This window comes from Agromyces sp. NPDC057679, from assembly GCF_042799635.1.
Classification (GTDB): Bacteria; Actinomycetota; Actinomycetes; order Actinomycetales; family Microbacteriaceae; genus Agromyces.
Map to the genome: position 1 here is coordinate 422,180 of NZ_JBHVIK010000002.1, position 25,825 is coordinate 448,004.

The 25,825-nt window shown below is 72.3% G+C and carries 19 protein-coding genes; 9 read left to right on the forward strand and 10 right to left on the reverse strand.

Annotated features, from left to right (window positions below):
- Positions 1-6 precede the first annotated feature (6 nt).
- Together ACFVAJ_RS08905 and ACFVAJ_RS08910 are read left to right on the forward strand one after the other, a co-directional pair.
- A complete protein-coding gene (locus ACFVAJ_RS08905) occupies positions 7-333 on the forward strand; it encodes a hypothetical protein (RefSeq protein ID WP_376943225.1) in 327 nt (108 codons plus the stop codon).
- Positions 334-414: 81 nt separating this feature from the next.
- On the forward strand, positions 415-1,119 hold the full coding sequence (locus tag ACFVAJ_RS08910) for a TrmH family RNA methyltransferase (RefSeq protein ID WP_376943227.1): 705 nt from the start codon (positions 415-417) through the stop codon (positions 1,117-1,119).
- Here the strand turns inward: ACFVAJ_RS08910 and idi are convergent.
- From idi to ACFVAJ_RS08955, 9 genes are read right to left on the reverse strand one after another with little or no spacing between them, the layout of a single operon-like run.
- Positions 1,031-1,609, reverse strand: coding sequence for an isopentenyl-diphosphate Delta-isomerase (gene idi / locus ACFVAJ_RS08915; protein ID WP_376943229.1), 579 nt, complete (start codon positions 1,607-1,609; stop codon positions 1,031-1,033). The genes ACFVAJ_RS08910 and idi overlap by 89 nt on opposite strands.
- On the reverse strand, positions 1,606-3,009 hold the full coding sequence (locus tag ACFVAJ_RS08920) for an alkaline phosphatase family protein (protein WP_376943231.1): 1,404 nt from the start codon (positions 3,007-3,009) through the stop codon (positions 1,606-1,608). Before ACFVAJ_RS08920 ends, idi begins: the two co-directional genes overlap by 4 nt.
- A complete protein-coding gene (gene eboE / locus ACFVAJ_RS08925) occupies positions 3,006-4,187 on the reverse strand; it encodes a metabolite traffic protein EboE (RefSeq protein WP_376943233.1) in 1,182 nt (393 codons plus the stop codon). Before eboE ends, ACFVAJ_RS08920 begins: the two co-directional genes overlap by 4 nt.
- Positions 4,187-5,080: a TatD family hydrolase gene (locus ACFVAJ_RS08930; RefSeq protein ID WP_376943235.1), complete on the reverse strand. Its 894-nt coding sequence runs from the start codon at positions 5,078-5,080 to the stop codon at positions 4,187-4,189. Before ACFVAJ_RS08930 ends, eboE begins: the two co-directional genes overlap by 1 nt.
- A 1-nt stretch (position 5,081) precedes the next feature.
- Positions 5,082-5,744, reverse strand: coding sequence for an EboA domain-containing protein (locus ACFVAJ_RS08935; RefSeq protein ID WP_376943237.1), 663 nt, complete (start codon positions 5,742-5,744; stop codon positions 5,082-5,084).
- The gene (locus ACFVAJ_RS08940; protein ID WP_376943239.1) at positions 5,741-6,598 is read right to left on the reverse strand and encodes a sugar phosphate isomerase/epimerase family protein; all 858 of its coding nucleotides are present in this window, start codon (positions 6,596-6,598) and stop codon (positions 5,741-5,743) included. Before ACFVAJ_RS08940 ends, ACFVAJ_RS08935 begins: the two co-directional genes overlap by 4 nt.
- Positions 6,595-7,473 (reverse strand): SCO3242 family prenyltransferase, encoded by an 879-nt coding sequence (locus ACFVAJ_RS08945; protein ID WP_376943241.1) that lies wholly within the window; start codon positions 7,471-7,473, stop codon positions 6,595-6,597. The genes ACFVAJ_RS08940 and ACFVAJ_RS08945 overlap by 4 nt, the downstream gene beginning before the upstream one ends.
- Positions 7,470-8,741: an inositol-3-phosphate synthase gene (locus tag ACFVAJ_RS08950; RefSeq protein WP_376943243.1), complete on the reverse strand. Its 1,272-nt coding sequence runs from the start codon at positions 8,739-8,741 to the stop codon at positions 7,470-7,472. Before ACFVAJ_RS08950 ends, ACFVAJ_RS08945 begins: the two co-directional genes overlap by 4 nt.
- A gap of 55 nt (positions 8,742-8,796) precedes the next feature.
- Positions 8,797-9,888, reverse strand: coding sequence for a polyprenyl synthetase family protein (locus ACFVAJ_RS08955; protein WP_376943245.1), 1,092 nt, complete (start codon positions 9,886-9,888; stop codon positions 8,797-8,799).
- Positions 9,889-10,120: 232 nt separating this feature from the next.
- On the opposite strand from ACFVAJ_RS08955, the gene ACFVAJ_RS08960 reads away from it, so the two are divergent.
- The 4 genes from ACFVAJ_RS08960 to ACFVAJ_RS08975 all read left to right on the forward strand — a co-directional run bounded on the left by ACFVAJ_RS08960 (position 10,121) and on the right by ACFVAJ_RS08975 (position 12,718).
- Complete coding sequence (locus ACFVAJ_RS08960) at positions 10,121-10,753, forward strand: MSMEG_1061 family FMN-dependent PPOX-type flavoprotein (RefSeq protein WP_376943247.1); 633 nt, start codon at positions 10,121-10,123, stop codon at positions 10,751-10,753.
- 4 nt (positions 10,754-10,757) lie between these two features.
- Complete coding sequence (locus ACFVAJ_RS08965; RefSeq protein ID WP_376943249.1) at positions 10,758-11,762, forward strand: magnesium and cobalt transport protein CorA; 1,005 nt, start codon at positions 10,758-10,760, stop codon at positions 11,760-11,762.
- A gap of 92 nt (positions 11,763-11,854) precedes the next feature.
- Positions 11,855-12,223, forward strand: coding sequence for a nuclear transport factor 2 family protein (locus ACFVAJ_RS08970; RefSeq protein ID WP_376943251.1), 369 nt, complete (start codon positions 11,855-11,857; stop codon positions 12,221-12,223).
- Positions 12,224-12,373: 150 nt separating this feature from the next.
- A complete protein-coding gene (locus ACFVAJ_RS08975) occupies positions 12,374-12,718 on the forward strand; it encodes a hypothetical protein (RefSeq protein ID WP_376943253.1) in 345 nt (114 codons plus the stop codon).
- 55 nt (positions 12,719-12,773) lie between these two features.
- On the opposite strand, the gene argG is transcribed toward ACFVAJ_RS08975, so the two are convergent.
- On the reverse strand, positions 12,774-14,204 hold the full coding sequence (gene argG / locus ACFVAJ_RS08980; protein WP_376943255.1) for an argininosuccinate synthase: 1,431 nt from the start codon (positions 14,202-14,204) through the stop codon (positions 12,774-12,776).
- Positions 14,205-14,329: 125 nt separating this feature from the next.
- Here argG and ACFVAJ_RS08985 point away from each other — a divergent pair, with 125 nt between their 5' ends.
- From ACFVAJ_RS08985 to ACFVAJ_RS08995, 3 genes are all read left to right on the forward strand, one after another.
- Positions 14,330-14,875, forward strand: coding sequence for a DUF3151 family protein (locus ACFVAJ_RS08985; protein ID WP_376943257.1), 546 nt, complete (start codon positions 14,330-14,332; stop codon positions 14,873-14,875).
- Position 14,876: 1 nt separating this feature from the next.
- A complete protein-coding gene (locus tag ACFVAJ_RS08990; RefSeq protein WP_376943259.1) occupies positions 14,877-16,163 on the forward strand; it encodes an adenylosuccinate synthase in 1,287 nt (428 codons plus the stop codon).
- Between the two features lie 149 nt (positions 16,164-16,312).
- Positions 16,313-25,741: a DUF5979 domain-containing protein gene (locus ACFVAJ_RS08995; protein ID WP_376943261.1), complete on the forward strand. Its 9,429-nt coding sequence runs from the start codon at positions 16,313-16,315 to the stop codon at positions 25,739-25,741.
- Positions 25,742-25,825: the final 84 nt, after the last annotated feature.

Here is a 25,825-nt window from a genome sequence, read left to right on the forward strand (position 1 = left end):
CGTCGATTGATCGGGCGAACCCGCTCGCGGTCCGAAGAGACGTCGCCCGGAGCGGACGACGACCCGTACGCGCTCTACCTGCGCTGGGTCGAGGCCGGCCGCCCGCCGCTCGAGGAGGCTGAGCCGGCCGGGCGACCCGGCTTCGCGGGCGACCCCGACGACCTCGCAATGGACGACGAGGCGGTCGACGACCCGGCCACGGCCGCGCCGCGTCGAGCCGCCACGACGCCGACCGCCACCGCGACGCCGAGTGCGGGGCACGTCAACGCCACCGGCGCCGCTGCCGCGATCACGCCGCCCCGGCGCGCCTTCTGGCCGTTCCGTCGGCGCTGACCCCGCCGCTCACTGCTGTCGCCCGGGCCCTCGCTGACGCCCGACCCCACGCCCGCGACGTGCACGGGTAGCGTTGCGGGTGTGAGTGACGAGGTCGGCCCCGAGGCATCCGAACCCGAGGCGACCCTGCCGCAGCACGGCGTCGGGCCGTGGCCCGGCGGCGAGGCCGAGTGGCCCGACGACCCGCGCTACGACCCCGAGCTGCTCAACGCGGGCGACACCCGCAACGTCATCGACCGCTACCGGTACTGGCGCATGGAGGCGATCGTCGCCGACCTCGACGAGCGCAGGCACGGCTTCCACGTCGCGATCGAGAACTGGCAGCACGACATGAACATCGGCTCGATCGTGCGCACCGCCAACGCGTTCGCCGCCGACACCGTGCACATCATCGGCCGCCGCCGCTGGAACAAGCGCGGCGCCATGGTCACCGACCGCTACCAGCACGTCGAGTACCACCCGGATGTCGCGGGGTTCGTCGAGTGGGCCAGGGCCGAGCAGCTCCCCGTGATCGCCGTCGACAACGTCGAGGGAGCGGTGCCGATCGACGCGTTCGCCTGGCCCGAGCGCTGCGTGCTGCTGTTCGGCCAGGAGGGCCCTGGGCTCTCGGCCGAGGCTCAGGCGGCCGGCGACATCGTGGTCGAGATCACCCAGTACGGGTCGACCCGCTCACTCAACGCCGCCGCCGCTGCCGCGATCACGATGCACTCGTGGGTGCTCGCCCACGCCCGGCCGGCAGCCCCAGGCGACGGAACTGCTCCGCCTGCAGCACGCTCCACGGGCTGAGCAGGAACGGCGCCTGCTCGGCCGTCTCGAGGAACGCCGCGGGCTCCACCCAGGCCCACGAGAGCACCTCGTCGGGATCGGGTCGCGGGTCGCCCGACAGCTCGGCGAAGTACACCGGGCAATGCTCGTGCTCGACCATGCCGCCCGGATCGACGGCGCGGTAGCGGAAGTCGGGCAGGACCGGGCGGATGTCACGGGCCTCGACGCCGAGCTCCGAACGGACCCGCCGGGCGACCGCCGCGACCGGATCCTCGCCGGGGCGCGGGTGCCCGCAGCACGCGTTCGTCCAGACCCCGGGCCACGTCGCCTTCGAGAGGGCGCGTCGGGTCAGGAGCATCCGGCCGTCTTCGTCGAACAGGTAGCAGGAGAACGCGAGGTGCAGCGGTGTGTCGGGGCCGTGGACGAGCGCCTTGTCGAAGGTGCCGATGGGGGTGCCGTCGTCGTCGAGGAGCACGACCTCGTCGGCCGCGGTGACGATCGGGCCGGTCACGGTGCGGCCGCCGGTTCGGGCACTCCGGCCGCTTCGAGCACGAGGTCGCGCACCCGTGCCGCCGGCACGAGCTCGGGGGCGTCGCCCCAGAACGGCAGCGCGGCATCGGAGCAGACGATGAGCGGGGTGTCGTCGGCCGAGGTCGGGAGCCGGCCGTGCGTGCCCCGCACGTGCGACGGGTCGAGCGGCACGACGTTCATCGCGTAGCGCAGCCCGAGCTTCTTGCGCACGAGCCCCATCGCCGCGCGGACCTTCGCGGAGGGATCGGCCGGGTCGAAGAACAGCTCGGCGGGGTCGTAGCCGGGCTTGCGGTGGATCTCGACCCCGCGGGCGAAGTCGGGGGCGCGCCGGTCGTCGAGCCAGTAGTAGTACGTGAACCAGGCGCCGGGCTCGGCGACGAGCACGAGCTCGCCCGACCGCGGGTGGTCGAGGCCGAACCGGGCCTGCTCGGCGCGTCCGAGCACCTCGTCGACCCCCTCGAGCCCGCTGAGCACATCGCGCACCCGCGGCACGTCGGCGGCGTCGCGGACGTAGACGTGCGCGACCTGGTGGTCGGCGACGGCGAAGGCGCGCGAGGTCATCGGGTCGAGCAGTTCGCGGCCCTGCTGCTCGTGCACCTCGAGCAGGCCGGCCCGCCGCAGTGCCCGGTTCACGTCGACCGGACGGTCGGCCGGGGCGATGCCGTACTCGGCCACGGCCACGACGGTCGCGCCGGCGGCGATCGCGTCGTCGAGGAGCGGCGCGAGCACCGCGTCGAGCTCCGCCGCGGCGCGATCGGCCTCGGGGGAGTCGGGGCCGAAGCGCTGCAGGTCGTAGTCGAGGTGCGGCAGATAGGCCATCACGAGGTCCGACGACTCCGTGCGCAGCACCGAGCGGGTGGCCTCGACGATCCACCGCGTCGAGGCGATCGACGCCGTCGGCCCCCAGTAGGTGAAGAGCGGGAACCCGCCGAGCTCCCCGGTCAGGCGGTCGTGCAGCGCGGGGGGCCGCGTGTAGCAGTCGGGCGACTTCCGTCCATCGGCGTGGTAGATCGGGCGAGGAGTGACGGTGAGGTCGGTGGTCGCGCCCATCGCGTACCACCAGCAGACGTTCGCGGTCGTGAAGCCCGGCTCGCGGAGGCGGGCCGTCTCCCACACCTTCTCGCCCTCGACGAGCGCGTTGTGCTGGCGCCACAGGTTCACCTCGCCGATGTCGCGGTGGTACCAGCCGTTGCCGACGATGCCGTGCTGCGCCGGAGCGAGGCCGGTGAGCATCGTCGACTGCACGCTGCAGGTGACGGCCGGCAGCACCGTGCCGAGCGAGGCCGACGCCCCGCCGGCGGCGAGCGCGCGCAGTCTCGGCATCTGCGCGAGCGCACGCGAGGTGAGGCCGACGACGTCGAGCAGCAGCACCCGGGTCATGACGCCACCCGCTCGGCGGCGACGCCGGAGAGCTCCGCGACCGCCCAGCGCAGCTCCGCGGCGATGCCGGCGACGAGGTCGCCCGCCCCGCCCGGCAGCACGGTCCAGGTGTACGTCTCGACGTCGAGGTGCGTTTCGTCGCCGTCGGGCAGCTCGCGGACCGCCTCGACCGCCCGGCGCAGCACCTCGGTGGTCGAGCCGAGCGGCGCGGCGGGCGCGAGGTGCAGCGGCACGTGGAAGTGCACCCGCCAGGGGCCGTCGGTGCGCAGGCGGTCGAGCGCGTCGGGCAGGTCGTCGACACGCAGCACCGCGCCGTCGGCGGCGAGGGCGCGGGTCTGGTGCAGGTAGCGCGGCTCGGCGAACGCCTCGAGCGCCGCCCGCGCGGCCGCGTCGGCCGGATCCTCGACGTGCAGGGCTGCCGAAGCCTGCACTTTCGGGATGCGCAGGCCGGCGCGCCGGATGCGGCGCACGGCCTCGACGGGGTCGGCGAAGGAGGCGGCCAGATGGCACGTGTCGAGGCAGATGCCGACGAACTCGGGGTCGATGCGCGGCGGCGCGGCGAGGTCGCCGTCGACAGGATCGAGGTCGATGGGCGCGCCGATGCGGGGCGCCAGCCAGTCGACGACGTCGTCGACGGTGTCGAGCACGCAGCCGGGCTCGGGCTCGATCGCCAGGCGCACCGTGCGGCCGGTGCGCTCCCGCAGCTCGAGGAGGCCGGCCGCGACGCGTGCGAGGGCGGCCGTCGCCAGGTCGTCGTCGTCGGCCGTCCACGGCGAGCGCCACCCGAGGGGGAGCGTCGAGATGCTGCCGACGGCGCCCTCGGGCAGGAGCTCGGCGAGCACCTCGGCGCAGTCGAGCGTGTAGTCGGCGCGCCGAGTGTCGGTCCAGTCGGGCCGGTAGACGTCGCGCTTCACGACCTCGGCGTGGAACGCCGTGTACGGGAAGGCGTTCACCGTGCGCACCTCGAGCCCCTCGGCCGCGAGGGCCGCGGCGAGCCGGGCGCGGGCCTCCGGGTCGCGTGCGAGCCGGCCCGCGAGGGGCGCCGGCAGCCACAGCCCGACGCCGAGGCGGTCGAGCCCCGCAGCGCGCCGAGCCGGCCCGGCGTAGCGGGCGAGCTGCTCGATCACCCCGTCGAGGTCCTCGGCCGGGTGGACGTTCGTGCAGTACGAGAGCTCCATCAGGCCGGCACCCCCCGGAGCACGGAGTTGCCCTCGAACAACGGCGACGCGGGTGCGGCGGGCGCCGTGGCATCCGCCTCGCCCTCGAAACCGGGCACCGGCTCGAGGTTGAGCCGGCCGCTCTGCCCGTAGAACGCGACCGGATTGCGCCAGAGCACCAGGTCGACGTCGTCGTCGTCGAACCCGGCGTCGAGCATCGCGTGCGCCGTCGCGAGCGTCTTCAACGGATCGGAGTGCCCCCAGTCGGCTGCGCTGTTGGCGAGCATGCGCTCGGTGCCGTACTCGCGCAGGATCGCGACGAAGCGATGCTCGTCCATCTTCGTGTCGGGGTAGATCGAGAAGCCCATCCAGCAGCCGCTGTCGGCGACGTCGGCCACCGTCGTCTCGTTCAGGTGGTCGACCAGCACCAGCTCGGGCGCGAGGCCCGACTCGCGCACGACGTCGAGCGTGCGCCGTGTGCCCGACGCCTTGTCGCGGTGCGGGGTGTGCACGAGCGCCGGCAGGCGGTGCTGCAGCGCGAGCTCGAGGTGCCGGGCGAAGACCTCGTCCTCCTCGGGCGTCATCGAGTCGTAGCCCGTCTCGCCGACGGCGACCACGCCGTCCTTCGCGAGGTAGCGGGGCAGCACGTCGAGCACCTCGCGGCAGCGCGGGTCGTTCGCCTCCTTCGGGTTCAGCGCGATCGTGGCGTGGTGACGGATCCCGTACTGCGCCGCGCGGAATCGCTCCCAGCCGATGAGCGAGTCGAAGTAGTCGGTGTAGCTGCCCACGTTCGTGCGCGGCTGCCCGAGCCAGAACGAGGGTTCGACGAGTGCGCGCACGCCGGCGTCGTACATCGCGCGGTAGTCGGTCGTGGTGCGCGAGCTCATGTGGATGTGCGGGTCGAAGATGCGCATGTCAGTCCTCCTGGGGGCCCGCCGCCGCAGCGAGCCGGGTCATGTCGTCGGTCACGGCCCGCCCCGCCGCGCGACGCTCGGCGACGAGGCCCGCGGCCATGCGGGCGAGTTCGGCGTCGGCGCGCCGGTCGAGGGCGGCGACGACGTCGAGCGGGATGCCCATGAACAGGGCCTTGAGCACGCCGTGACGCCACGTGTGCTGGTCGAGGTGCTCGGCTGCGAACGGGCCGAGCGCGGCGGCGACGAGCCGCGGGTCGTTCGTGCGCAGGGCCTCGGCGACGAGGCGCAGGCCGGTCTCGACCAGCGGGGCGGGCGCACCGGCGGTTGCGGGCGCCGGTCCGGCCGCGACGAGTCCGGCGAGCCCGGCGAGCTCGGCCGCACCGAGCCCGCGGAGCACGCCGCGCTGCTCGGCGTCGTCGCCGTAGCGGGACAGCTCGGCGAGCTCGGCGGCCGCGGCGGCGGCGGGCAGCGTTCGCGCGAGCGCGACCACGAAGCGCTCGCGTGCGAGGTCGTCGACCGTGCCGTGCCGGTACCCGTGCGGGTCGGCGTCGGGGTCGATCGGCCCGCGACCGGCCTCGCGGCCGGCGGCGGGGAACAGTTCGGCGATGCGCGCGGGGTCGGCAGTGATCGCCGCCTCGCCGGCTCGGACCCAGGTGTCGTTCATCGTGCCTCCCAGGCGTCGTGGAGTGCGGACATGGAGCGTGCGGCGACCCCCGGCGCGTCGTGCGAGTGCCGGGGGAGCTCGAGGGCGGCGAGCCCGCGGTACTCGAGCTCGTCGAGCGTGCGCAGGGCCGCCGCCAGGTCGAGGACGCCGTGCCCGAGTTCGAGGTGCTCGTGCGCGGCGGGGAGCATGTCGTCGACCTGCACGTTGCGCAGCAGCGGGCCGGCGGCGCGCAGGGCGCCGACGACGCCGTCGGGCTCGACGACGACGCAGTGGCCGAGGTCGACGGTGAGGCCGAGCGCCTCGGGCTCGCCGAGGTCGGCGTGCAGTGCGAGCGCGTCGGCGACGGTCTCGACGAGCATGCCGGGCTCGGGCTCGAAGGCGAGCGGAACGCCTGCGGCGGCGGCGTCGGCGACGATCGGGGCGAGGCGCTCGCGCAGCCGATCGCCGGCCCGGTCGGCGGCGACGCCGTCGGGCAGCACCCCGGACCAGAGCGAGACGCAGTCGGCATCGAGCACCGCGCCGAGCTCGATCGCGCGGCGCAGGAACGCCTCGCGCGGCGCGGCGTCGTCGTCGAGGAGGTTCGGCCGGTGCTTGCGGGACGGGTCGAGCAGGTAGCGGGTGCCCGTCTCGACGACGACCCGCCAGCCGAGGCCGTCGAGGCGCTCGCGGAGGCGCGAGGCCGCCGCGAGGGCGTCGGGGGCGAACGGGTCGAGGTGGGGGTGGCCGAGCGTGAGCGCGAGGCCGCGGTAGCCGAGCCCGTCGAGCACCGTCACGGCGTCGTCGAGCGGGTGGTCGGCGAACCCGTTGGTGCCGTACCCGACCGCGAACCGGGCACCGGGCAGCGCGCCGCTCACGTGACGTCCCCGCGGACGCGGCGGCACGCCCGCCCACGGAGGCGGATCACGGCGTGCACGGCCATCAGCCCGAGGGCGACGACGGGCGCGCCGCTACGGGCGACGAGCGCGGCCTGGAGCGGCACCACCGCGCCGATGCCGCGGCGGGTCGCGTCGCGCACCCGCTCGGGCGTCGGATCCTCGGCTGCGGCGAGCTGGCCCGGCACCGCGGCGGCGAGGTAGGCGGCCGATCCCACTGCGCCCGCGGCGCGCGCGAGCGTGCTGCGGACCTCGGGGGCCGTCGCGTCGACCGCGGCGGCGGCGGCACCGGTCGCCGCGAGCGCGAGCCCCGTGTCGGCACCGTTGCCGCCGTGCACCTCGCCCCGGGACAGGGCGGTCACCCCGGCCGTGTGGGCGGCGATCGCGAGCGCGGCGGGCAGTGCGCGAGGCGAACCGCCGGCACCCATGAGCACGTCGAGCCCGCGGCACGTCGCCATCGCGAGAGGGCCGGCGGCGGTCGGCTTCGCGACCACGTCGTAGGCGATGACGGATGCCACGAGCGGCACCGCGACCGCGAGCGAGCGCCGACCGCCGCCGGCTGCGGCGAGCGCCAGGCCCACCGCGCCGAGGCCGGCCGCGATCGCGAGGGCCCGGCGCGGGCTGACGCGCCCCGACGGGATCGGCCGCTCGGGCCGTTCGACCCCGTCGAGATCGCGGTCGGCCCAGTCGTTGAGCGCCATCCCGCCGCTGTAGATCGCCGCCGAGGCGAGCGGGAGCAGCCAGCCACGCCGGGTGAACCCCCCTGCGGCGGCGTGCGCGCCGACCGCCGAGTCGCCGAGCACGGTGAGCGCCGCCGGCGCCCGCACCAGCTCGAGGACGTCGCGGACGGTCGTCACGGCCGCGCGCCTGCCGGGACGGGCGCGGCGACCGGGCCGGCGGGCGCGGGCGCCATCGCCCCCAGCTGGGTCGTGGCGTCGTCGACCCACGACCGCAGGGCGGCCGCCTGGTCGGCGAACGCGTGCACCTCGCTGCCCCACGGATCCTTGAAGAAGCCGCCGAGGGCGGGCACCACGCCGCGGATGCCGGCGGCGCCGGCGAGCGACAGCAGCCGTGCGAGGTCGATGACGAGCGGCGCGGCGAGCATCGAGTCGTACGCCGTCCACGTGGTCTGGAGCGTGATGCGCGACGAGAGGAAGCCCTCGGCGTGCACGTGGTCCCACGCGGTCTTGACGTCGCCGAGGTCGGGGACGTTGTCGATGTGCAGCGGGGCGACGACGTGCTCGCCGACGAGGCTGCGCAGCCCCCGGGACTTCGACGCGAGCTTGCTGCGCACCGCCTCGGGGTCGGCGAGGGTCTGTCCGTCGCCGCCGCCGAGCAGGTTCGTGCCCGCCCAGGACAGCACGCGCATGCCGCGTTCGGTGAACATCGGGCCGAGCACGGTGCGGAGCAGCGTCTCGCCGGTCTTGCCGTCCTGCCCGGCGAACGGGATGCGCGGCTCGGCGATCGACCGCAGGGCGGGCAGGGCGAGCCCGGCCGAGGGGGTGAAGCAGGCGTACGCGGCACCGGCCTCGACCGCCGCGAGTGCGGCGATCGAGCTGGGCGGCAGCACCGCGAGGCCGGGGTCGGCGAGTGCGGCGGCGAGTGCCTCGGTGTCGTGGAACTCGGGCCGGTCGTCGGGCAGCGCCTCGGTGGAGGAGACATCCACGACCGTGACGTGCGCGAGGCCGTGCCGCTCGCGAAAGGCGACGATGTCGCTCGCGAGCCGGTGCACCGCGTCGCCCTGGGCGCCCGGCCGGGCGACCGGGTCGTACCCGGGGCGGATCTCGGCGTCGGTGCCGGCCAGCGCCTCCCGCACCGCGGCGACGATGGCCGGCGGCAGCATGCCCGACGCGGCGAGGGCCTCGGCGCGATCGACGAGCGGCGTCGTGCTCACATCGTGCCCGCCGAGCACGATCTCGTCGAACCCGGGCAGCGGCGCGCCGGCGAGGGCGGGGCCGGCGGTGGTGCAGCCGGTCGCCGGGGCGACGCCGGCGGCGATGGCGTGCACGCCGACCGCGACCGTGGTCGCGACCGAGCCGCGTGCTCCGATGAGCCAGAGGCCCACACGGCCTCGGTTCCACGTCGGTGTCGCGGCGTTCTGCTGCTCTGCGGGAGTCGGCTCCATGTCGGTCTCCTTCGGTCGGGGTCTCGGCGGGCGGGTGCCCGCGGTCGGCGGTCGGTCAGCGGGTGCGGTGTCGGAGTGCGAGCGCGAGCTCGTCGAGGTGATCGGCGAGCTCCGCGGGCAGCCCGGTGCGCGCGGCGTCGAGGCCGCGCTCGAGGTGGGCCTCGATGAGCTCGTGCACCGCGGCGCGCGCGCCCGTCGCGGTGACGATCTCGCGTACGCGCCGCGCATCGGCGTCGGTGGCGTCGGGGGAGCCGAGCGTCTGCGCGATGCGGGCGCGGTCGGCGCCGTCGGCCCGCTCGAGCGCGAGCCGGATGTGCTCGGTGCGCTTGCCGTCGCGCAGGTCGGACAGCGCCGACTTGCCGGTCGTCGCCGGATCGCCGAACAGGCCGAGGTCGTCGTCGCCGAGCTGGTAGGCGATGCCGAGGGCGGTGCCGACCTCGTCGATCGCTCCGGCGGTCGCCTCGTCGTATGCACCGGCGGCGATCGCGCCGAGCTGGAGCGGGAGGGTGACGCTGTACGAGGCGGTCTTGAGGGCGGCGACGCGGACGGGGGTGCTGTGCTCGGGGGGAACGGTCTCGCCGCGCACGTCGAGGAGCTCGCCGGCGATCGCGCGCTCGATCGCGGCCAGCGCGGCTGCGGCGAGGCGGACGCGGACGGCGTCGGGGGCGGGGGCCGTGACGAGCGCCGTCAGTGCCGCGCTGAGGGCGAGGTCGCCGGCGAGCAGACCGGATGCCGCGGCGAGCCGCGCGGCCTCGTCGCGGCCGAGGCCCGCGGCACGCGCCGAGGCCGTGGTGCGGCCGACCACGTTGGGCCGGCCGTGCCGCACGACGTCGCCGTCGATGAGGTCGTCGTGGATGCAGAGCGCGAGGTGCACGAGCTGCTGGGCTCCGGCCACCCGACGCAGCAGCGCGGGTTCGTCGCCGCCGTGGGCGAGGTAGGACGCCGCCACGATCCGCGGGCGCAGGTGCTTGCCGCCGTCGGCGGCGCCGGCGGCGGCGATGAGTTCGGCCGCCTCGGGGCCGGCCGCGCCGAGCCGCGCGCCCACTTCGGCCCAGACGCCCGAGGTGAGCGTCGACGGATCGCCGAGCAGGTGCTCGACCCGCGCGCCGAGCGGCACCAGGGCAGCGGCGGTCGGCGCAGTGAACATGCTGACCTCCGTCGTCGTCGACCTGGTTGCGGGCGCCGACGCACGTCGGAGCAGGTCGGATCATCGCGGATCCGAACTGCGAAAGCGGCCCGGATTCGTCGAAGGCGACCGTGGAATGCACGCTACTTCGTCGAAAGTCGCGGTGTCAATGGGCGACATTTGCGCGTATAACATACAAAAGCTGCAACGCGAGACACGGGCGCATCGAACGTCGGCCGGGTAGCGTGGCGACATGACCGATCCTGCCCGCGGCATCCCCGTCACCTCCGCAGCCGAGCTCGAGTCGATCGTCGGCGCGCCCCTGCCGACCGCCGCGAACAAGACGCGCGACCGCCTGCACGAGGTCGACGTCGCGTGGCTCGCCGCCGCGCCCCTCGCCTTCGTCGCGACGAGCGACGCGGAGGGCAACCTCGACGTCTCGCCCAAGGGCGACCCGGCCGGCTTCGCCGTCGTGCTCGACGAGCGCACGATCGCGATCCCCGAGCGGGCGGGCAACCGGCGGGTCGACGGGTTCCACAACCTGCTGGGCAACCCGCACGTCGGGCTGCTCTTCACGATCCCGGGACGCGGCGACACCCTGCGCATCAACGGACGCGCGACGATCGTGCGCGACGCGCCGTTCTTCGACGACCGGATCGTGCGCGGCAACCGGCCCCTGCTCGCGATCGTGGTCGACATCGACGAGGTCTTCTTCCACTGCTCGAAGGCGTTCCTTCGGGCGCAGGCCTGGCGGCCCGAGACGTGGGCCCCCGACGCCGCGCCGCGCCGCGCCGTCATCTCGAAGGCCGTCGAACGGCAGGGCGACTCGCTCGAGGCGCTCGATGCGCACTACGGGCCGAGCTACGCCGAGAACATCTACGGTTGAGCCCGTGACGGTCATCGACAACGCGATCTACGTCGGCGGCAGGCGGGCCGCCTCGCCCGCCGTGCTCGCCGACACCTTCGAGGCGCTCGGGCAGCATGCCGGCGGATTCGCCTGGATCGGACTGTATCGGCCCGACCCGGCCGAGCTCGGCGTCGTCGCCGAGGAGTTCGGCCTGCACGAGCTCGCCGTCGAGGACGCGCTCAGCGGGCATCAGCGTGCGAAGCTCGAGCGCTACGGCGACACCCGCTTCGTGGTGCTGCGCCCCGCCCGCTACCTCGACGCCGACGAGCGGGTCGAGTTCGGCGAGGTGCACCTGTTCGTCGGCGGCGACTTCGTGGTCGCGATCCGACATGCCGAGAAGCCCGATCTCGGGCGGGTCCGCGCCCGGCTGGAGGCGGAGCCCGAACTGCTCGCCCGCGGCCCGGTCGGCGTGCTCTACGCCGTCGTCGACCAGATCGTCGACGAGTACGCGCCCGTCGTCGCCGGCCTCGAGAACGACATCGACGAGATCGAGGAGCAGCTCTTCAGCGGCGACGCCGCGGTCGCGAAGCGCATCTACGACCTCTCGGGCGAGGTGATGGAGTTCCAGCGCGCCGTGAAGCCGCTGCGCGAGATGGTCGAGACGATCCGCGACGAGCTGCACGACGACGCGGGCGACCCCGAGCTCGAACTCCGGCGCGGATTCCGCGACGTGCTCGACCACGTCATCCGCATCACCGAGCGCGCCGAGGAGTACCGGCAGACCCTGCAGAACGCGCTCAGCGTGCACGCGACGCTCGTCGCGCAGCGTCAGAACGAGGCGAGCATCGCGCAGAGCGAGCAGACGAAGAAGATCTCGAGCTGGGCGGCGATCTTCTTCGCCCCGTCGCTCGTCGCCGGCATCTACGGCATGAACTTCCGGCACATGCCCGAGCTCGGCTGGAGCGCCGGCTACCCGTTCGCCATCCTGCTCATGTTCGTCTCCGGCTTCATCCTGTACCTCATCTTCAAGTCGAAGCACTGGCTGTGATCGCGCGGATGTCACGGGCTCGTCCCCGGGTCGGGGAAGACGGTTCGCACGCGGCCCTTCCCGAGGCATCCGATCGCGGTTAGCGTTGGGACATGACCGAGATCACCGACGATCTGCCCGCCCGTCTGCTGCACGAGGAGCACGCCGGATGGCGTGCGATCGTCGAGGGGCGCGGAGGCGAGCACTACCAGCGTGCGATGACGCGCGACGCGCTCATGGTCGTCGAGGGTGCGGTGCTCGGCCGCGACGAGATCCTCGCGGCGTTCCGCAGCGCACCCCCGTGGGACGGGTACGAGCTGCACGAGCCGGCCGTCATCCGCCTCGGCGACCGCGCGGGCGTCGTCGTCTACCGGGCGGTCGCCCGCCGCGGCGACGACACGGTGAACCTCCGCATGTCGACCACCTACCTCTACGACGACGGCGCCTGGCACGTCGCAGCCCACCAGCAGACGCCCGCCTGACTCGTCCCCCGTTCCAGGGTCGGTGTGTGAGGCACCGACCTGGCGAATCGCGGATGCCACGGGGTCGGTGTACCCCGTTCTCGGGATTGCCGCGCGGGTCGGGCCGGTGTTGGCTGGGTGCCGAATCGAGTCCGAGGGGGGAGACTCATCATGTCCACTGCATTGTCGCGCCGGCTGGTCGCCGGCGCTGCCGCACTACCGTTCCTCGCCGTGAGCGTGCTCGGGGCCGGCGTCGCGGCGAACGCGAGCGCACCGGTCGGGGGCGACCATCGCGTGCCGTACTGCCACGCCACGCACAGCGCGAAGAATCCGTACGTCTACATCGAGACCGACAAGCTCGCGGTCGTGAAGGCGCACGCCAAGCACCAGGACCGGGAGGACGTGTACCCGGGCTTCTGGTACGACGACCACGGCACGCCCACCTGGTTCGAGGGTCGGGGCGACCCGGACTTCGCCGAGAACGGCTGCGTCGAGGACGAGCGCCCGCCGCAGTGACGACGACGGCCGGCCGGGATGACCCGGCCGGCCGTCGTGCGGTCCGCGGTGCTGCTCAGTCGGTGCCGAGGTCGAACGCCGAGGCCTCGTTCGCGGCGTCGGTCGCCGCTTCGAGCTCGGTCTCGGCCGGACCCGCGAGGATCTCGGCCGCACCGCCGCCCGCCGCGAGGTCGCCGACGAGCGCCGCCGTCGCGCCTCCGACCAGGTTGAGGTGGGCGTACTGCTCGAGGCGGGCGCGCGAGTCGGCGATGTCGAGGTTGCGCATCGTGAGCTGCCCGATGCGGTCCTCGGGGCCGAACGCCTGGTCGCCGACCCGCTCCATCGAGAGCTTCTCGGGCTGGTAGCTGAGCGCCGGTCCGGTCGTGTTCATGATCGTGTAGTCGTCGCCGCGGCGCAGGCGCAGCGTGACCTCGCCCGTGACGGCCGAGGCGACCCAGCGCACGATCGACTCGCGCAGCATGAGCGACTGCGGGTCGAGCCAGCGGCCCTCGTACATGAGCCGGCCGAGGCGGCGGCCCTCGTTGTGGTAGTTCGCGATGGTGTCTTCGTTGTGGATCGCGTTGACGAGACGCTCGTACGCGATGTGCAGCAGCGCCATGCCCGGTGCCTCGTAGATGCCGCGCGACTTCGCCTCGATGATGCGGTTCTCGATCTGGTCGCTCATGCCGAGGCCGTGGCGGCCGCCGATGGCGTTCGCCTCGAGCACGAGCGCGACGGCGTCGTCGAAGCGCACGCCGTTGAGGGCGACGGGGCGGCCCTGCTCGAACGCGACGGTGACGTCTTCGGTCGGGATCTCGACCGACTCGTCCCAGAACTTGACGCCCATGATGGGTTCGACGGTGGTGATGCCGGCGTCGAGCTCCTCGAGCACCTTGGCCTCGTGCGTCGCGCCCCAGATGTTCGCGTCGGTCGAGTAGGCCTTCTCGGCGGAGGCGCGATAGGGGAGGTCGCGCTGCTGCAGCCACTCGCTCATCTCGGCGCGGCCGCCGAGCTCGGTGACGAACTCGGCGTCGAGCCACGGCTTGTAGATGCGCAGGCGCGGGTTGGCCATGAGGCCGTAGCGGTAGAACCGCTCGATGTCGTTGCCCTTGTAGGTCGAGCCGTCGCCCCAGATGTCGACGCCGTCTTCGAGCATCGCGCGCACGAGCAGCGTGCCGGTGACGGCCCGGCCGAGCGGCGTCGTGTTGAAGTAGGCCTTGCCGCCCGAGCGGATGTGGAAGGCGCCGCACTGCAGCGCGACGAGCCCCTCTTCGACGAGCGCGGCCCGGCAGTCGACGAGTCGCGAGAGCTCGGCGCCGTACTCGAGGGCGCGCCCGGGCACCGCCTCGACGTCGGGCTCGTCGGGCTGGCCGAGGTCGGCCGTGTAGGTGCAGGGCACCGCGCCCTTCTCGCGCATCCACGCGACCGCGACGGAGGTGTCGAGGCCGCCGGAGAAGGCGATGCCGACGCGTTCGCCGACGGGCAGGCTGGAGAGGACTTTCGACATGCACTCCAGCCTACCGGCGCTCACCGCGGTGCGCGTCGGCCGCCCTTCGCCCGCCGTTGCCGCTGTCCCGCCCGGCGAGAAGCCCGCTTCACCGGCCCGAAACACGCCCCGCGATAAGGTGGAGTGTGACTCCAGAAGAATCAGCCTCCGGGCCCGAGGCGTCGCTGGCCGACGAACCCGAGGTTCGCCAGGCGCTGGCCGAGGCCGATCGCGCCTCCGTCGCGGCGGTCGTCACGGAGCATCCGTCGTCGCCCCTCGCCTGGACCGAACTCGCCGACCTCGCCGACTCCGAGGGGCGCGCCATCGAGGCGTACGCCTACGCCGCCGTCGCCGCCGAGCTCGCCCGCGAGCAGCTGACCGCCTCCGGCTGGGAGCCGGGCACCGCCGTGCCCTGGGCCGACGAGCCCAACCGCGCGTACCTCCGCGCCCTCGACACGCAGCGCCGTGCCGCCGGCGGCCTCGGCCTCGACGAGCGCGCCGACCGCCTCGCCGAAGAGCTGGCGAGTGCCGACGCCGAGGCGCCCGCCCGCATCGCGAGCGAGTTCACGCCGACACAGCTGATGCCCGTCGTCCCGGCGGCCGCACTGTTCGCGCCGACGGCCGAGGCCGCCGCGCCCACCGCAGACCCGATCGAAGAACCCGTCGCGCAGGGCGCGACAGGAGAGGACTGACATGCCCGCGGCCGTACTCATCGGTGCACAGTGGGGCGACGAGGGCAAGGGCAAGGCGACCGACCTGCTCGGCTCGCGCCTCGACTACGTCGTCAAGTTCAACGGCGGCAACAACGCGGGTCACACCGTGGTCGTCGGCGACGAGAAGTACGCGCTGCACCTGCTGCCGTCCGGCATCCTGACGCCCGGGGTCACGCCGGTGATCGCGAACGGCGTCGTCGTCGACATCGAGGTGCTCTTCGAGGAGCTCGAGGGCCTCGAGGCCCGCGGCGTCGACGTCTCGAAGCTCAAGGTCTCGGCGAACGCCCACCTCATCACGCAGTACCACCGCACCCTCGACAAGGTGACCGAGCGCTTCCTCGGCAAGCGCCAGATCGGCACCACCGGGCGCGGCATCGGCCCGTCCTACGCCGACAAGATCAACCGCGTCGGCATCCGCATGCAGGACCTCTTCGACGAGAACATCCTGCGCCAGAAGGTCGAGGGCGCCCTCGACCAGAAGAACCACCTGCTCGTGAAGGTCTACAACCGTCGCGCGATCGGCGTCGACGAGGTCGTCGACGAACTGCTCGGCTACGTCGAGCGGCTGCGGCCCATGGTGACCGACACCTCGCTGCTGCTGCACCAGGCGATCGAACGCGGCGAGACCGTGCTCTTCGAGGGCGGGCAGGCCACGATGCTCGACGTCGACCACGGCACCTACCCCTTCGTGACCTCGTCGAACGCGACGAGCGGCGGGGCCGTGACCGGCTCGGGCATCGCGCCCAACAAGATCGACCGGGTCATCGCCGTCGTCAAGGCGTACACGACGCGCGTCGGCGCGGGCCCGTTCCCGACCGAGCTGTTCGACGAGTGGGGCGACTTCCTCACCGAGCAGGGCCACGAGTTCGGCACCACCACCGGCCGCAAGCGCCGCACCGGCTGGTACGACGCCCCGATCGCCCGCTACGCGGCGCGCATCAACGGCGTCACCGACTTCGTGCTCACGAAGCTCGACGTGCTCACCGGCATCGAGAAGATCCCCGTCGCGGTCGCCTACGACGTCGACGGCGAGCGCTTCGACGAGATCCCCGTGTCGCAGTCCGACTTCCACCACGCGAAGCCGATCTACGAGGAGTTCCCCGGCTGGACCGAGGACATCTCGGGCGCTCGCGAGTTCGCCGACCTGCCCGCCAACGCGCAGGCCTACGTGCGCGAGCTCGAGGCGATGAGCGGTTCGCGCATCTCGGCGATCGGCGTCGGCCCGGGCCGCGACGAGATCGTGCAGCTCCACGACCTCCTCGGCTGATCCGGGCGGCTCACCTCCTTCACCACGCGCCCTCCGCGCCGCCCCGCCTCTACCGACGCGGCGGCCTCCGCGGATAGTGTCGAAGTCGGGTGCGTGCTCCGGTACGCACCCGAGGCGACTGGGGTGGTCGTCGGGGTAGGGGGAGTTTGATGCCGTTCGTTCGCCGGATCTTCGCAGGAATCGTCGCCGCAGTGCTCGCGATCGGGGTCTCCGCGCCCCTCGCCGGGCCTGCGTTCGCCGCTCCAGACGACGCCGAGTTCATCCTCACGAAGACGGTCGACCCGAACAACTCGCCATACGCCCCGGGCGACCAGTTCAGCTACACGATCGAGCTGACCTGCAACAGCAACCTCGTCGACACCTGCGTGAACGCCGAGCTCACCGATGCCCTGCCGGCGCCGCTCGTCTTCGACCCGACGGTGAACCCGCCGGTCGTCGTGATCGGCGGCGGAACCAGCTCGGTGGCCGTCGACGGCACGGACTTCACCGTCGACTTCACGAGCACGGGTTCTGCGGGTACGGGCCAGCCGGCGGGGTCGAAGGCCACCGTCACCGTGTTCGTCACGGTTCCGCAGGACATCAGCGCCGACGTCAACGACCAGGACATCGTCAACACGGTCAACGCCACCGGCGACAACGCGCTGCCGAAGGATGCCTCGTCGACGATCACGATCGACGTGCCCGAGATCCTCGACTCCACCGTGTCGAAGTCGGTCGACGACCACCAGGACGACACCGCCCCCGGTGTTCCCGCGCTGCCGGGCCAGCCCGTCGACTACACGATCGGCGGCGGCAACGCCTCGAACCGCTCGGTCGACGAGATCGTCGTGCAGGACCCGGCCGACGGCGTCGCGAGCCCCTTCGACGGCTACTTCGACTACACCGGCATCACCTCGATCACGCCGCCCGCGGGCGCCGACCAGGTCCAGATCGAGTGGCTCGACGAGAACGGCGTCTGGCACGTCGCGTACGGACCCGGGCCGATTCCGGCGGATCCGTCGACGATCCCCGACGGTGTGCCGTTCGAGGACGTGAAGGGCATGCGGTTCACCTTCTCGTCGTCGACCGGCGACCAGCTGCCGCCGTCGGGCGACCAGCCCGCCGAGATCGGCATCGGTGCCGTGACGAACGACACCGTGAACACGATCGCGCCCGAGCAGTCGGTCGAGGTGCCGAACACCGCGTCGTCGAACGTCGTCGTGAACGACACCCCGAGCACGCCGAAGACGGCTCCCGGCGACGTCGTGATCTCGAACACCGGCCCCTTCGTCGACGTGACGAAGAGCTTCGCGAAGCCGAACCTGCTCGCCGGCGAGCAGACGACCGCGACCATCACCGCTGCCAACGGCTTCCGGCCCGTGACCGAGATGGTGATCCAGGAACCGACGCCCGGTGCACCGAACCTCGCTGAGCAGGGCCTCGAGTTCGCCGGATTCACCGACGGGGTCGTCTGGCCCCCGAACGCCACCGGTGCGAGCGTCACGTACACCTACGCCGACGGCACCACCGAGACGATCTCGACCACGACGCCGAACACGCTGCCCGACCCGACCCAGCACGACCCGAGCGAGGTCGTCGGGTTCACCGTGACCTTCACCGGGCCGATCATCTCGAACGCCCGTGCCGAGGTGCCGTTCACCGTCACCGCACTGCCGGTCGACGAGGCCGACGTCACGAGCACGAACGAGACCACCTCGACGGTCACCGACCAGACCGGCAAGTCGGGCGACGACGAGGACTCGGCCGACATCACCCGTCAGCCGGGCAGGGTCTCCACCGTGGTCTCGAAGAACATCGCTCGCGACGAGGTGTGGGCCGTGCCGGGCACGACGACCGACGTGAGCTTCGACGCGAAGGTGAACGACGAGGGGGCGAACGCCTCCACCATCGGGGCCGACGAGCTCATCGTGAGCGACCCCGCCGACCCGCAGCCGGGCGACCCGGTCGAACCCTTCTGGAACACCTTCGACCTCAGCCAGATCGTCGTCGGCGTGCCTGCCAACGCCGACCTGCAGATCGAGTACTGGGACGGCCAGACCTGGCAGACCCTGCCCGGCGGCCAGCTCGACGGCGAGGGCACCCTCGTGCTCGCGGTCGATTCGGGAACGGCGCCGGTCACCAGGGAGATGATCGAGGGCATCCGCTTCGTCTACACGCCGAAGCCCGGCGAGCAGCTGCCGCCCGGGTTCCACGTCGTGCCCACGATCACGGTCGAGACGCGCGACCAGTTCCGCGACGGCTCGGGCTCGGTGGCCGACGCCGCCGCAGCCGACGACCCGCTCAACGTCGCGAACACGGCGAGCTCGACCGTCGTGAACCCCGACGACCAGAGCCCCGAGGACAACACCGCGACCGACGGCGATGACATCGACCTGCGCCCGATCGACGGCGGCGACGGGCCCGACCTGTTCGAGAAGAACTGGATCGTCGACCCGGCCGACCCGCTCTTCGCGTTCAGCGAGGACCAGCGCACCGCGCGGCTCTCGTGGTCGACCGAGGGGCTGCCGTTCGACACGGTCGCGCTCAGCGACGACCCGACGGCCGGCGCCGGCTTCGACGACGCCGCCATCGCGCAGTCGGCGTTCGACGCCTGGGACCTCGTCGAGATCGCGCCGATCGACTCGAGCCTCGACCCGTCGATGCAGTACGACCGGGTCTCCAAGGTCGAGCTGTTCGAGTTCGACGAGGCCACAGGCACCGGCCAGTGGGTGGATGTCACGGCCGCAGCGTGCGCCGACGCCGCCGCCTGCGACGGGACGTTCCCCGGCTACACGCTCTCGGCCGACGAGCGTGAGACGACCCGCGCGGTTCGCCTGACCTATGCCGAGGGTTCGAACCGCGGCGACGGCACGGGGCCCGCAGCCGGCAGCGGCGTCGCGGCCTCCTACGACCACTCCCGCAACCTCGACCTCGTCTTCGAGCTGCGCGACTTCAAGCGCAGCGACGGCGGCCCCGTCACCGGCACGCTGCACGACGAGACGTTCAACTCCGGCCAGGCCGGCGTCGTGAACAACACCGCCGAGATCGTCGGCGACGGTCCGGAGCCGGTCGACCAGACCGACAGCGACCTCATCACGATCATCGACACGACGGTCAACACCTCGGTGTCGAAGACCTTCGACCAGGACTCGCTCCCGATCCCGCCGGCGGGCACACCCGCAAGCAGTTACCCGCTCGTGAACGCGACGATCACCGCGAAGAACGAGACGGAGGCCTCGGTCCAGACCCTCCAGATCACCGACCCGGCGCCGGGCTCGGCGACCGACGCCTACGAGTACCTGAACCTCGTCGCCATCGACTCGATCTCGGTCCCGGCCGACGCGACGGAGTCGACGGTGACGCTGACCCGCGACGGCGGCGCGGTCGATCCGCCGATCTCCATCGACGCGGCGCTCGCGCTCACCCCGGCCGACCTCGACGACGTGATCGGCATCTCGGTGCTGCACACCGATCCCGACGATGTCGCGATCCGCACCACCGCGACGAGCTCGGTCGTGCTCACGTACCAGCTGCGGGCGACCGAACGCACCTCGGGCGCCGCGGTGACGACCACCGACTTCGCCACGAACGTCGCCGGCTCCGAGGTCACACGCCCCGGCGATGATCCCGAGCTCGACCACGCCGGCGCCACGGCGAGCGACGTCGTCACGTTCGTCGAAGCGGACTACGGTGTGCAGGCGCAGAAGAGCATCGAGAGCCCGGCCGGCTCAGCGAACTCCGACTCGCGCGTCGAGGACGAGAACCCCGACGGCTACACGATCACCCTGCAGGGCCAGCCGACGGGCAACGTGCGCACGACCGTGCTCACGATGACCGACGCCTCGGCGACGTTCTGGAACGCGTTCGAGTTCGCCGGGTTCCCGGTGACCACGCTGCCGCAGAACCTGCACCAGCTGCGGGTCTCGGCGCTCACCGGCGTCGAGTTCGTCGAAGATGCCGGCACGGGCGCGCTCTCGTACACGTGCAACGGCTCGGCGACCCTCGACGGTTGCTGGACGACGGGCGACTGGCAGCAGGCCACCGGCACCGACGTGCAGCCCGAGCTGCCCGCGGGCGTCTCCGCGGCCGATGTGCGCGGCCTCCGCTTCGAGGTGCGGGTCGACGACGAGGCATCCAACTGGGAGAACCCGATCAACCCGGTCGTGATCGTGAAGTTCACGGCGAACCAGCTCGAGAACCTGCACTTCGGGCCCGACGGCGAGGTCGACGCGGTGCCGGTGCCCTCGACGCGGCCCGGCCAGCCGCTCGCCCCGGGGGAGACGGTCGCAGGCACGACCACCGACACGGTCGACGTGCACGGCGACGGCTCGTGGGAGGGTCAGGGCGGCACGCCGTGGCAGGCTGACGACGACGCCACCGACACGACGCAGCTGCTGCACCTGCAGAACAGCATCAAGGTCGTGAAGACCCCCGGCAACGGGCAGGGCGGCGCCGCCTCGCAGCAGTTCCCGCCCTCGGCGGGCATTCCGTACAAGATGACGATCACGAACACCGGGCAGTGGCCGATGACCGGCCTCGAGCTCACCGACCAGGTCGCGACCGACGCGAACGGCTCGCTGCTCATCGCCCGGCCGAACGTCGACCCGACGTTCTCGTTCGCCCTGACGGCGGCCGACGGCACCGTGCTCGACGCGAGCGGATTCTCGGGCGAACTCGACGAGCAGACGGGCGTCGTCACCATCACCGTTCCCGACGGCTTCGTCTTCAACCCGGGTGACGTGCTCGTCATCTCGGCCGCACTGCAGTTCAGGCCGGGCCTCGCACCGGGCACCCCGGTCGGCAACACGATCAGCGCGACGAGCGATCGCACCTTCGACAGCTGCGAGTCGACGTCGTTCGGCACGGTGACGAACCCGACCACGACCGTCGTCGACGATTGCGCCTCGAACACGACCGTGAACCCGACCGCGGCCGCCCCGGTCGCGATCGTCAAGGCGGTCAAGGGGGCCGGCGCCGGGGTGCCCGGTGCACAGCCCGGTGACGCGAACTACGACGACCTCGGCGTGCTGAACAACACCGGCACGGCCGACGGCTGCGCCGAGCCGAACGGCCCGGTGGCCGGCTTCTACCGCAACAACTGCGTGCCGATCACGCGCCCTGGCGGACTCGAGACCTGGCTCGTCGGGTTCGAGAACCTCGGCAACATCCCGATCGAGTCGATCGCCGGGATCGACGTGCTGCCGGCCGTCGGCGACACCGGCGTGACCGTCGGCACCGCCCGTGGGTCGGAGTGGTCGCCGATCTTCGTCGGCAACGTGGTCTTCCCGGGCGACCCCGGTGGTGCGGTCATGACCACCTCCTACATGACGACGGTGCCCGACCGCGCCTGCAACGCGAAGGACATCGAGTGGAGCGCGAAGACCACGCCGATGCCGACCACCGACCCGTGCTTCACCGATGTGAGCACGCGCGCCTGGATCGAGTTCGACGCCGGCACGCCGCTCACCGAGATCGCCCAGGCGAAGGCGATCAAGGTCGTCGTGACCTGGCCGGGCGAGGCGTCGTTCGCCCCGGGCCAGAGCGGTGCGCTCACCTTCCAGACTCGAACGCCGCTCTCGAATCCGGCCGCCGTCGACGGCGGCCTGCCGATCGCCTGGAACGCGGTCGCCGGTGGTTCCCGCGCCGACTACAACGGCTCCGAGGTCTATCAGGGCCCGGTCGAGCCGGTGCGCTCGGGCGTGGCGGTGCCGACCGGCGAGATCGCGCTGCAGAAAGAGGTCGACGTCCCGGCCGACTGGCCCGACACCTACCCGCTGCCCGACTCGTACGACTTCGACGTGCAGTGCACCTCGGGCGGCGAGTCGGTGAACCTCGTGGACGGCAGCGGCCAGCCCGCCCCGCCGGCGACCGTGCCGGCTGACGGCACCGTCGTCGACTACGGCACCGGGACGGACCTGCCGATCTACTCCGACTGCACCGTGCAGGAGGTGCCGTCGCAGGGCTCGACGGTCACGTACGACCCCGCTGACGCGGGAGACCCGACGAAGTCGGGCTCGATCCGGGCGAAGCGCGACCTCTCGGGGCTCGAGAACGTGCACCACGGCGCCCCCGCCGACGGCGAACTCGCGCAGGTCACGGCCACGAACACCTACGAGCTCGGCGGCTTCTACCTCCTGAAGGAGGTCACCGGCGGTGGAGCGGTGGACCAGGACGGCGAGCCGATCGAATTCGACCCCGTGTTCGAGTTCACGGCGAGCTGCATCTTCCTCGGCGAGGAGGTGATCCGAGACGCCGATCGGACGTTCACGCTCAAGGACGGCGACCTGAAGACCTTCAACAGGCTGCCGGTCGGCGCCGAGTGCACGGTCGTCGAGACCGACGCGGGCGGCGCCACCGACACGACGATGATCGTCGACGAGACCCCCGGCGAGCCTCAGCCCGTCGAGGGCGACACCGCCGAGTTCGAGATCAAGCCCGATGTCGACAACGAGCACGTGACGACCGTCGCCGCGGTCAACAACTACACCGTGGGCTCGATCTCGGTCACGAAGGACGTGACCGGCTCGGGCGCCGCGGGCGCTGCCGACACGTTCGAGGTGCGGCTCGTCTGCACCTGGGCGGAGGCGACCACGAACCCGGTCTACGACGCCACGCACACCATCGCCGACGGCGAGACCTGGGCGGTCGACAACCTGCCCACCGGCGCCGAGTGCACCGTGAGCGAGCCAGACGACGGCGGCGCCACCCAGGCGATCGTCTCGCCGGACCAACCGGTGACGATCGGCGTCGCCGGCGAGGAGGGCGACCCGATCGAGGTCACCGTGACGAACGACTACCGCCTCGGCGGCTTCGACATCGCGAAGACGGTGTCGGGCGCCGGTGCCGGCTTCAGCGAGGGCGTCGATTTCGAGTTCACCTACGTGTGCAGCTACGCCGACGAGATCGTCGGGCAGGGCACGCTCACGATCACGGGCGACGGCACCGCCGGCCCGCTCACGAGCGCGACGGTCACCGGGCTGCCGGTCGGCACCCAGTGCATCGTCACCGAGACCGACGGCGGCGGCGTCGACGCACTGCCCGACCCGGTCGTCGTGACGATCCCCGACGAGGCCGACGGCATCGCCCAGGTGGTGACGGCCGAGGTCGACAACCACTTCTCAGCGGGGACCGTCTCGGTCACGAAGGAGCTCGCCGGCGAGGCATCCGAGGACCCCGACTTCGTCGACGCGAGCTACACGGTGCACGTCACCTGCTCGCTCACCGACGGCGGCGCCCCGCTCTTCGACGGCGACGTCGTGGTCACCGGCGGCCAGACGGTCACGGTCACCGACCCCGCGACGGGCGACCCGCTGCTGCTGCCGCTCGGCACGCACTGCTGGGGCGACGAGACCGACGACGCGGGGGCGACCTCGTCGAGCGTCGACTTCGACTCGTTCGACAACGCGGTCGTCGTGGTCGCCGACGACGGTGACGAGCCGCAGCAGTTGGCGATCACCGCGACGAACATCTTCGACCTCGCCGACCTCGTGATCGAGAAGGCGCTCGACGGCGATGCGGCGTCGTACGCCGAGGACAAGACGTTCGAGATCCTCGTGACCTGCACGCTCGACCGCGGCCCGGGGAACGACCCTGTCGTGAGCTACGACCAGGAACCCGTCGAGCTGCAGGGCGGCGAGCAGGCGACGCTCACCGACATCCCGATCGGGTCCGACTGCTACGCGGAGGAGCCCGACGGACAGGGCGCTTGGGAGATCCGGATCAGCGCGACCGCCGACGACCCGGTGACGGTCGACGGCGGTGAGACGCCCATCACGATCACCGTCACGAACGTCTTCCCCGACGCGGGCTTCTCGGTCACGAAGGACGTCGACGACGGCGGTGCAGTGAACCAGGACGGCGAGCCGATCGAGACGCTCGTGCCCTATCGGTTCGCAGCGAGCTGCGTCTTCGAGGGCGAGACCGTGCTCGACGAGGAGTTCCAGCTCCGCGACGGCGAGGTGAAGACGTTCACGGGCCTGCCGGCCGGCGCGGTCTGCACGGTCGAGGAGACCGAGACCCGCGGGTCGGCGTCGACCTCGATCGTCGTCACGCAGAACGGCGTCGACGACGACCTCGGCGAGGTGACGAGCGCGGAGTTCACGCTGGAGCCCGACGTCGACGACCAGCAGGTCACCGTCGTCGCCGTCACGAACCACTACACCGTCGGTTCGGTCGAGATCGTGAAGTCGGTCACCGGAACCGGCGCAGATGCATGGGGCGGCACCTTCGGCGACTTCGACGTGCGGCTGCTCTGCGTTCTGCCCGGCACCACCCAGTTCGTCGTCTACGACGACACCCATACCCTCACGAAGGACGCCCCCGGCGATGTGTGGCTCGTGCCGAACCTCCCGACGAACGCCACCTGCATGGTGACCGAGGTCGACGACGGAGGGGCGACGGAGTCGACGGTGACGCCGCGGTTCCTGGTCGTCGGCGACGACGAGACGGACGAACCCGTCGAGGTCGACATCGTGAACGACTTCCGCACCGGTGCGCTCAACGTGCTGAAGCACGTCGCCGGCCCCGGCGCCCCTGCGTTCTCGGAGGGCGAGTTCACCTTCCAGGTCGTCTGCACCTACGAGGGCGAGACGGTCGTCGACCAGGAACTCGTCATCGAGAGCGACGGCAGCGATGGGCCGTTCACGAGCGAGACCATCACCGGGATCCCGGTCGACGCCGAGTGCGTCGTCACCGAGACCGACCCGGGCGACGCCGACGAGCCGGCCGCGCCCGTGACGGTCACGATCCCCGACCAGGCCGAGGAGGGCGTCGAGACCGTCGTGACGGCGGGCTTCGTGAACGAGTTCTCGCTCGGCACGGTCGAGCTCACGAAGGAGGTCGACGGCGATGCCGCCGACGCCGAGTGGGTCGTCGACGAGGTGTTCACGGTGCAGGTCACCTGCCAGCTCGAGGTCGACGGTGCGATCGTGACGCTCTACGACGCACCGGTCGAGATCACGGGCGGGGAGACGGTCGAGATCGTCGATGCGGAGGGCAACCCGGTGCAGCTGCCGCTCGGCACCCACTGCTTCGGCGTCGAGACCGACGACGGCGGCGCGACCGCCTCGAGCGTCGACTTCGGCTCGTACGACGACGCGGCGATCGTCGTCGAGTCGAGCACCGCCCAGCGGCTCACGCTGACCGCGACCAACACCTTCGACTCGGGCTCGCTCGAGCTCGAGAAGACGGTGTCGGGTGCGGTCGACCAGGCCGACGGGAAGACCTTCGAGATCGAGCTCATGTGCGTGTTCGACCGCGGCGGGAACGAGCCGTTCATCGCGCTCGACGAGACCGTCGCGATCACCGCGGGCGAGACGAAGGCCTTCGACGACCTGCCGATCGGCGCGGAGTGCTGGGCCGAGGAGACCGACACGGGCGGCGCCGTCGCGGTAACGGTGAGCGCGACCGAGGCGAACCCGGTGGTCGTCGGCGGCGACGCCGTCGTGACGATCACCGTCGACAACCGCTTCGACCCGCCGATCGCCTCGACGGGCGTCGACGGCGAGCGGGTGGCGCTGTGGATCGGCGGCGCGCTGCTGCTGGTGGGCGCCGGTGCGGCCGTGCTCCTGATCGCCCGTCGCCGACGTTGCGGCGCATGATCGAACCCGCGCGCTGAGGCGGGCGCGACGAGGGGGATGCCGTGAGGCATCCCCCTCGTCGCGTGGCGGCACCGTTGCACCGCA